An 8,664-nucleotide genomic window follows, 5' to 3' on the forward strand; every position below is an offset into this window, starting at 1 on the left:
CCCCCCTGGCAACCCGAGGGGACGGTGTGGAAGCCGCTTTCCGTCACCCCCCGGGGCGAGGTGCATGCCCGCACGATGGACAAACCCGCCCGGCCCGCGACCCGCGCCGCCCGCAGCGCCGCGGCCAGCATGTGCCGATACAGGTCGACGCCGATCAGCCGGGCATGGCCGGTCTGGTCGTCCCCCGCCAGATCGCCGCCGCCACGCAGGTCCAGATCGCGGGCGCTGATCTCGAACCCCGCGCCCAGCCGGTCCAGCATTTCCAGCGTCTGCAGCCGCCGCGCGGTCGCCGCTGGCAAGTCCTTGCCGGCCTCGGTCAACATCAACATGTGGCCGCGGCGCGCCCCGCGGCCGACCCGCCCGCGCAGCTGGTGCAGCTGCGCCAGGCCGAAGCTGTCGGCGTTGCAGACGATCATGGTGTTGGCGCGGGGCACGTCCAGCCCCGCCTCGATGATGTTGGTGGCCAGCAGCACGTCGCCCGCGCCGCCGGCAAAGCGGATCATCGCGTCGTCCAGATCGGCCGCGGCCATCTGGCCGTGCGCCTGCACGACGGTCAGGTCGGGGACGACGCGCGCCAGATGGGCCGCCAGCGGTTCCATGTCGGCGATGCGCGGCACGACCACGAAGCTTTGGCCGCCATGCGCCTGTTCGCGGCGCAGCGCCCCGCGCAGCACGGCGGGCGAGAACGCGTCCAGGCAGGTGCGGATCGGCTGGCGCCGCGCCGGCGGGGTCGACAGCACCGACATCTGCTGCAGCCCGATCATCGCCGCCTGCAGCGTCCGGGGTATGGGCGTCGCAGTCATCGACAGCACATGCGCCGCGCCAAGGCCGCGCAGGCGGTTCTTGTCGCCGGTGCCGAAGCGCTGTTCCTCGTCGATGATCACCAGCCCCAGGTCGGCATAGGAGACCCCTTTGCCGGCAACCGCCGCGGTGCCGACGACGACCCGGACCGAGCCGTCGGCCAGCCCCTCCCGCACCCGCTTGCGCTCGGTGGCCGAGGACAGGCGGGTCAGGCTTGCCACCGCGATCCCCAGCGGCGCGAAGCGGCGGGCGAAGCTGTCGGCGTGCTGGCGGGCCAACACCGTGGTCGGCACGGCCAGCGCCACCTGCCTGCCGGCCAGCACGGCGATGGCGGCGGCCCGCAGCGCGATCTCGGTCTTGCCGAAGCCGACATCGCCGATCACCAGCCGGTCCATCGGCCGGCCCGCGCGCAGGTCGTCCGCCACCGCCTCGAACGCGCGGTGCTGGTCGGCGGTCGCCGGAAACGGGAACCCGGCTGCGAAGCGTTCGCAGGCGGCCGGGTCGGCCTCGAGCACCGGGGCGCTCGCCGCCTGCCGCGCGGTGGCCAGCGCGATCAGCGCCGCGGCGGTCTCGTCCACCGCTTCGGACACGCCGGCGCGGCGCTTTTTCCAGCTGTCGCCGTCCAGCCGGTCCAGCGTCACCGCCTCGGGCTCGGCGCCATAGCGCCACAGGCGGCGGGCCTGGTCCATCGGCACCAGCCTCGTCGCGTCGCCTGCATAGCCTAGGCGGATGGCGTCGGCGGCCGGGGTGCCCTCGACCGCCGGAATGGTTTCCAGCCCCAGGACAACGCCGACGCCGTGATCCTCGTGCACGACCACGTCGCCGATGCGAATTGCGGTCATGTCGGGCAGGGCCGACAGGGCGGCCGCGCCCTCGTCACCGCGGCGGGCGCGGCTGCCCAGCAGGTCGGCGGCGGCGACGGCCAGCACGCCGCTGCGGCGGAAGCCGCGCTCGCAGGGCATCGGCAGGCATAACAACGCGCCGGGCTCCGCCGCAGTGATCTCGTCCCACGACGCGACCACGGTGGCCTCGCGGCCCAGCAGCCGGGCGGCGCGGCGCGACAGGAAGCGCAGGTCGCGGGCCGCACCCAGCAGGGCGACGCGGTCGCCCGCCGCCCAGGCCGCTTCGGCGGCGCGGCGGAAGGCGCGCTCGGGCGCGCGGCTTTCCACGAAGCGGTCCGGGGGGGGCTGGGCCGGCTCGGGGGACAGGACCGGATGCCCGCCCAGCGCCGCGGTCCAGGCGGCGTCGTCCAGCAGTGCCCGCCGCGCCGCCGCCGCGCCGTCGCCGAGGCTGGCGGCCAGTTCCGCCAGCGCCCGGCGGCGCTCGGCGGCCGAGGGGTCCAGCACCACCCGCGCCGCCGGCAGATGCGCCAGCAGCGATCCGCCGTCGGCCGCCGGTTCCTGTGCGGGCAGGGCCCGGACTTCGTCCAGATCGCCGGTGGTGCGCTGATCGACCGCGTCATAGCGGCTGATGAAGCTGATGCGGCCGTCCGCGGCCTCGATGCGGACCGGCGCGGTCTCCTGCGCCGGGAACAGGTCCACGACCTGCCCCTGCAGCGCGACCTCGCCCGGCTCGTCCACGCGGTCGTCCTCGACATAGCCGAGAGCGACCAGCCGCTGCGTCAGCTCGGCCAAATCGGCCGCATCGCCGGGGCGCAAGACCAGCCCTGCGTCCAGCGCGGCGCCGGGGGCGGGCCAGACATGGGCCAGTGCGCCGACCGTGGTCACCAGCGCCGTCGGGCGGCCATCGCTCGTCGCCAGCGCCCTCAGCGCGGCGCGGCGCTGGCCGATGTTGGCAGCCGAGGCGCCAATCCCGGCGCCGGGCAGGGCGTCCGTTTCGGGCATTAGCACCACGCGGGCGGCGGGCGCGGCGACGGCCAGCGCCGCGGCGATCCGCCCGGCCTCTGCCTCGGTGGCGGCGGCCCAGACAACGTCGCCCTCGCGCAAGACTTCGGCAACCGCGACGGCCGCCTCGGCCCCCGTCGGCAAGGGCAGGTCGACGGTGGCGATGTCGCGCATGGGAATCACATCCTCTTGTGGGGGTCGGCAGCGCCAGTCAACCGCCCGACTGGCAGGCGGTTCCACAGCGCCGCTGCGTCAACCCTGCGCCCCCGGCCCCCCACAGGGCCAGCGGCCGCCGTCGGGGCAGAGCGGCGCACCGGCTACGTATAGGGCGCTCATAGCCTCATCTAAGGGGTGCCGGCTCACTTGATGACCCCTGTTACACGTTTATGCGACCTAACCCTAAGCCTCCAAGTTTGTTCCTGAATGAGTGGTCGAAACGGGGGCGAGTTCACTTGCGCCGTTTTAGCAACTTCGACAACCGGAATTTCCGACCGGCGCAGCAAGATTAACTTACCTACGGCCCGAAGCTGCATCCGATGGGGAATAACACACTCATCTGCCCATGCGACGGGAATAAAGTCAGCAGCCGCCCCATCCTGAAACGGCCCAGTGCAGTTTCGAGCTCCGCCCAGCATGGCTCCGTCCGATGGCCCGCCGCCAAAGCCCTCTTTTGAGAGGCTTGCCGCCGTTCGGTGACCCTTTGGATTGCGTTGTGTTGATCATGATGACGTAGCCGTCCGGCCCCAGGACAGTGCGACAAAAAATCTTTGACCATTTGATATGGAATTTATACCCTCCCGCCGTGTCCGATATCCTTCCCGCCGATCTTCGCGAGTCCCATTCGTTCACGTCGTTGGCGAAGGCGGCGGAGCTGGCTCCGATGACGGTGCGGACGGTGCTCGAGGGCGGGGGCACGATCGCGTCTCTGGACAAGCTCCGCCGGGTGCTGAAGCTCTCCTGGAGCTGGTCTTCCGCAGAGACGCCGACGGGGATCGGCCGTGACCTGGCACGGCGCCGCAAGGGCAAGGGAATGTCGCAGCGTGACATGGCGGTCCGGCTCGGCGTTACCCACCAGACGATCGTTACTATGGAAACCACGTTCCGGGGACGGGTAGAGACGCTGCAGCGCTATCTTCGGGTTCTGGGGATTCACGATCTGCTGCGCGGGCCGGGACAGAGCCGGCCCCTGGTGCCGGGGGCGAACGAAGCCGCTGCGGACCGGGTGTTCACGCCCCGGGATCTTGCCGGCCGGATCGTCCGACGGTTCGATCGGCATCTGCAGGGCAGCATTCTCGACCCGGCCCGGGGTGAGGGTGCTTTCTTCGATCACTTCCCGGCGCATCTCGACCGCCACTGGTGCGAGCTGGATGAGGGCCGGGACTTCCTGGCCTGGACGCGCGAGGTCGACTGGATCATGACCAACCCGCCGTTCAGCCGGCTCCGGGATTTCCTCTCCCACAGCCTGCAGGTCTCCCGGAACGTGGTGTTTCTGATGCCCCTCAGCCATCTCACCACCAGCCACAGGATCGCGAAGATACGGTCCGCGGGCTTCGGCGTCCGGGTGATCCTGCTCGTGCCGCGACCGGCGAGTTGGCCGAACTCGGGGTTCCAGTTCGCTGCGATCTGGCTGCAGAAGGGCTGGAGCGGTCCGGCGCGGTTCGAGGATCTCGGCTGACCTCAGCGCCGGGTCGCGCCCGCTCCGCCCGCTCACCAGCTCTCCTTGTCCCAGCCGGGCGGCGGCATCGGGATGAGCTTCATAACGTGCAACTGCCGTTCGTCGACCTCGATCATGGCTACGAAGGACCTGCGGACGCTGCAACCGCCAGCCCCGCCAGGCCTGGCTCAGCCCGGCTCAAGCCACGCGGCTACTACGACCGAGCCAGCCGACAGCTGGTCGGCGAAGGCTCGAAGGCGGTGCCGGGGCAGTTGGTGTTGATGCGGCCACGCTCCCGCGTTCATCGCTATCGACCGCGCAGTCCTCGCGTTCCTGACCCTTGGCGTCGGGCTGGTCCTTGGCGAACGCCGCGCCGCGCCGCGGCCTGCGCGGGCGGCTCCCCCGCCAGGACGCCAATCCGATCGCGAAGCTTCTCGCCACCTTGGCAGTGAGCGGCGGGGTGATCTCGGTAATGAGCGCGTTGCTCGTCCGGATCTTCGTCGGCGAAGCTTTATGACAATCGTTGAAATCTAAGTGCAATCTACAAACGCAGTCTCAATCGTGCTTGTCAAACGGGACTGAGCTGTCCCCGGCAATCGGTCGAAGATTCCACAGAGCCAGAGCTTTGCAAATTGCAAGGAAAACGATAAACGTAAAAATACGCTCATTTCGGCTTTAATAATACACTGGTTTTGTCAATTTTTTCGCTGGCTCGTGATATTCTACCAGCCTGGGGACTTGACCTTTTCCTGATGTGCATCCATGTTGGTCCTGCGTAATCGCGCTGGCGCGTGAGACCTCGGTTGGCGATGCCATCGGCGCCGCGCTGACAGCCTCTCCTGATAGCCTGAAAGCCTTGGATTACGGGGGCCGTTAGCCGAGGAGCAACAGAACCTAGAGTGCTAGCACTCCGCGAGGGTCACCGCAGTCGAAAAACCTTTATTTTCCGCAACGCGTCAGCATTTGAGGGATTTACAGCTGTGATGAGGCGCGCGCGACCATGGGCGTTCTGGCCCGCCCAGCTGTCGTAGAAGCAAACAGTTCGCATGTGATCGCAGGTTTGCCGATCATGTCCCTTGGGCGTGAGGGAGGTCGGGGTGGAGAAGCAGAAGAGAACGCAGGTCAGTTTCCGCATGACCGCAGCGCAATTCGACGAATTGCAGGCATTGGTGAAGCAATCCGGACTGAGCCAGAACGAATATCTGGTTGAGCGCGCCCTCTCGACCAAAGGGAAAAGCTTCCGTGGCGACATCGATCGCCGCCTCGGCGAGGTCGGATTTCTGCTGAACGATATTCTCGAAGCGATGAAGCGCAAGAGAATGCACCGCAAACAGGAAATCATCCAAGAGCTGCTGGCGGAATACGGTCGCCTGATGGAAGCCGTCGTTTCGGATCTGCGCAACAATGCGCCCCTATCTTGAACACCATCGCAGCGCCTGGAAACCGGTGCGCTATGTGCTGGAACGTGGCGCCGTCCCGATCGGAGGCACCGTGCCGTTCCGGAGCGCCGAGCAGATCACCGAGCACCTCGACCTGATCAGCCGGGGAACAGGATGCTTCACCATCACCCTCTCGCCCCCGGAGGGGTTCCGACTCGCGGATGCCGACTGGCAGCGGGTGGTCCTGACCGCCCTGCAGGAGCTCGGCGCGCCACCGCATGGGTCCGCCTGGCTGGCCAGCCGGCATGTCGACACGAAGATCCAGCACGTGCATGTGGCGGTTGCGGCGCGGACCTTCCTCGGCCGGGCGATCCTCTCGGGCACCACCGACGAGAGATCCACCAAGGCCCACTTGGCGCTGGCTCGGATGATTGGGATCGAGGCGCCCGTCTACTTCGACCCCGACATTCCCCGACTCGTCCCCCATGCCCCGCTCCGCCGACGGCGCAAGAGGCTTGATGACGGGGGCCTCAAGCGTCTCGAGGAGGTATTTTCCGCGGTTCAACCGACCTCGCTCGAGGCGTTCGATTGCGCCCTGAGGGAGCGGATCGGTTGGCATCTGGAGTCCGGACGCGTGCTGGTGCGCGAGAGCGAGCGTATCGATTTGGTCGGCACATTCGGCCCCGGATGGTCGCCGGAACATCTGGCCCGCCGCTTCACCCTGTGTGCTGGCCTCTCGAGGGCCCGCAGCGCGCTGGACGAATGGACCCTGACTGCCGATCTGCACCGCAACGCCCAACACTTGGAGGAACTCCACCGTGCCGCAACCGCCCGAAGCAAGGAACGGGAAAAAGAAGGCCTCGCTGTCGATCCCGGAGCCGCTGGCACTGCCGGGCCCGGAGCAGATCCTGCTGAACGAGATGCTGGCCGTGCACACATCGGTGCGACAGCTGATGGCGCTGCTGGATCTCCTGGACCGGCCGGAGAACGAGCAGGAAAGCCTGGGGGGCAAGCTTCTGGCGGTTCTGGACGACACGCGCAAGGAACTGCTGACGCTGGTCAGTCGCGTGAACCCGCTTCTCGACCCGGCAACGGGTCTGGAGCCCCGACTGGCCGCCCTGGAGGAATCGCAAAAGGAGATGCTGCGGATGGTCAGCGAGTTGCACGGCCTGCTCAACCAGAAGGTGGGATGACGATCGGCATGCTCCTCGGCAGGGCGCTCGCGGTCCTGCGCGAAGGGTTTGCCAACTGGACCATTCGGCTCTTACCCGGCAAGGCAGTGGTCACCACGTTCGCGGACACGAGCGGCGCAACGATCAATGGACAGGCGATAGGCGCATTCGGTCCGCCGGGGCAGGCGCGCCTGTTCACGGCGGCCTACCTTGCCCGCTGGCCAGAGACACGTGACCGCTCCGTGAGACCTCCCGGGGCTGCATCCGATCCAGGACATGGTCCGGTGGCATCACCTGCAGACACCCGCGCAGCTGCCACGTCCGCGGCCCCGAAGGCGCAAGTCGACAGAGATGCGACCTCCGCGCAGGACACCGCTCCTCACTCGGCATCGCTTTCACATGACCCGCCGGACACGCCAGTTGCGGCGCGTCGCGCCTCGTCACCCCCTGCGGGGCAAGTGGTGCCGGCAACGGATACTTCGACCGCCGGGGCTGACAGGCAAGCCGCGGCCGCGACCAAGTCGGACGGACCGGAGACGGAATTCGACCCTGCCACACCCCTGCTGAGGACGGGCATCACGCCGCGGAGGGGCACCGCCAGTCCCGTCGCCGTGGAGCGGCGGCCGCTGTCAGTCTCCTCTCGTCGAACCGAACAGGGGACAGAATCCGACCTGGCGACAGGGGACGCACCGCCTGCTGCGCAGATCGGCGGTCCCCCGGACCCTGGTTCTCATGACGTGCGCCCGAAAGCCTCTCGAAAGTCGGCCGACAGGGAAGCCGACAGGCCGGGCGGCCCCGCACTACCGGATGCGGCGAAACGCGACGCCGACTCCGCCGGGACGGAGCCGGAAGGACTGGGCGAGTCGGACACTGAACATGACAATGACATCGACGCACAGCCGCCGGCGCAGGATTGGGACCTTGGAGAGCCTTGAACGAACCTCCCAACGATCTTCCGGACACCGGACGCGGCGGCATCACACTGCGCGCCCGAGATTTGCAGGGGCGCAGTCGAGGTCGCCGTTACTTGTCGGCTGACCCATTCGTCCTTCCCGCCGCGAGTCGTTCACGTTATGTTCGCTCATTATAGTGCGCCGTTCCACCCCGCAGCGACAGATTGATGACCGCGCTTTTCCGGTGCGGATGCTAGTCGAGCTGCCGTCCTCTGGGTTGGGCCGGACAGCAATCGACCTCGACGCCTGGCTGGAGCACCACCTCGGGCGAGGTGAGTATGCCTGGCACGGGGGCGGCTCGAGCCTCGGCCGCGATGCAACGGCGCTTTATTTCCGAAGTCCCGAGGATGGCCGTGTTGTTGCATACAACGATGAACACCGGCGGGACGCCGATGTCCTTTCCCTCCCACAGTCGGAACGTCTTTTCGTAATGCCCATAGAGCGCCTCTAGGGCCGTCAAGAGCTCGACAGGAAGACTGAGCGGATCAAGCGCCTTTCCCGCTGCCCGCCCCTTCTTCGGAAGCTTCTTCCCGATGTGTTCCCAAAGATTGCGGAACTTTGGTGTATCGCCTCACCGAGGTCTTCGAGATGGAACGGGAGTTTGCGGCGTTGATCGACACCGTCAGCACCCGCGCGGCGCAGCACGGTGAGGCGACCCCATGAGCCCCGTCGTTGTTGACATCAGCATCCGAGCCGCCATATACCTAAGGCACATTCGCCCCTTGGCAGTAAGCCTGTCAATCAGCATCCAATCGTGACCCCTTATCGGCGTCCAATATTGACCCCTCCGGTGCTGAGCTGGCCCGGCGCTGCGTAGTTCCCATGTAACGCAGCGGCGGCGGGCCAGCGGGGTCGCCTTTT

The 8,664-nt window shown here is 67.7% G+C and carries 5 protein-coding genes and 1 pseudogene; 4 read left to right on the plus strand and 2 right to left on the minus strand.

Annotated features, from left to right (window positions below):
* A partial coding sequence (locus IC63_RS15675; RefSeq protein WP_052042316.1) for a helicase-related protein occupies positions 1-2,819 on the minus strand: 2,819 nt, incomplete at its 3' end.
* A gap of 628 nt (positions 2,820-3,447) precedes the next feature.
* Here IC63_RS15675 and IC63_RS17110 point away from each other — a divergent pair.
* The 4 genes from IC63_RS17110 to IC63_RS15690 all read left to right on the plus strand — a co-directional run bounded on the left by IC63_RS17110 (position 3,448) and on the right by IC63_RS15690 (position 6,871).
* On the plus strand, positions 3,448-4,320 hold the full coding sequence (locus IC63_RS17110) for a helix-turn-helix domain-containing protein (protein ID WP_052042317.1): 873 nt from the start codon (positions 3,448-3,450) through the stop codon (positions 4,318-4,320).
* A 337-nt stretch (positions 4,321-4,657) separates the two neighbouring features.
* Positions 4,658-4,816, plus strand: coding sequence for a hypothetical protein (locus IC63_RS18285; protein ID WP_156965522.1), 159 nt, complete (start codon positions 4,658-4,660; stop codon positions 4,814-4,816).
* A 580-nt stretch (positions 4,817-5,396) separates the two neighbouring features.
* The gene (locus IC63_RS15685; RefSeq protein ID WP_156965523.1) at positions 5,397-5,720 is read left to right on the plus strand and encodes a plasmid mobilization protein; all 324 of its coding nucleotides are present in this window, start codon (positions 5,397-5,399) and stop codon (positions 5,718-5,720) included.
* Between the two features lie 776 nt (positions 5,721-6,496).
* Positions 6,497-6,871, plus strand: coding sequence for a hypothetical protein (locus IC63_RS15690; RefSeq protein ID WP_036722190.1), 375 nt, complete (start codon positions 6,497-6,499; stop codon positions 6,869-6,871).
* 1,242 nt (positions 6,872-8,113) lie between these two features.
* Here the strand turns inward: IC63_RS15690 and IC63_RS19275 are convergent.
* A pseudogene (locus IC63_RS19275) lies at positions 8,114-8,374 on the minus strand (hypothetical protein); the annotation flags it as partial.
* Positions 8,375-8,664: the final 290 nt, after the last annotated feature.

The sequence above is a fragment of the Paracoccus sphaerophysae genome (genome assembly GCF_000763805.1).
GTDB classification, from domain to species: Bacteria; Pseudomonadota; Alphaproteobacteria; order Rhodobacterales; family Rhodobacteraceae; genus Paracoccus; species Paracoccus sphaerophysae.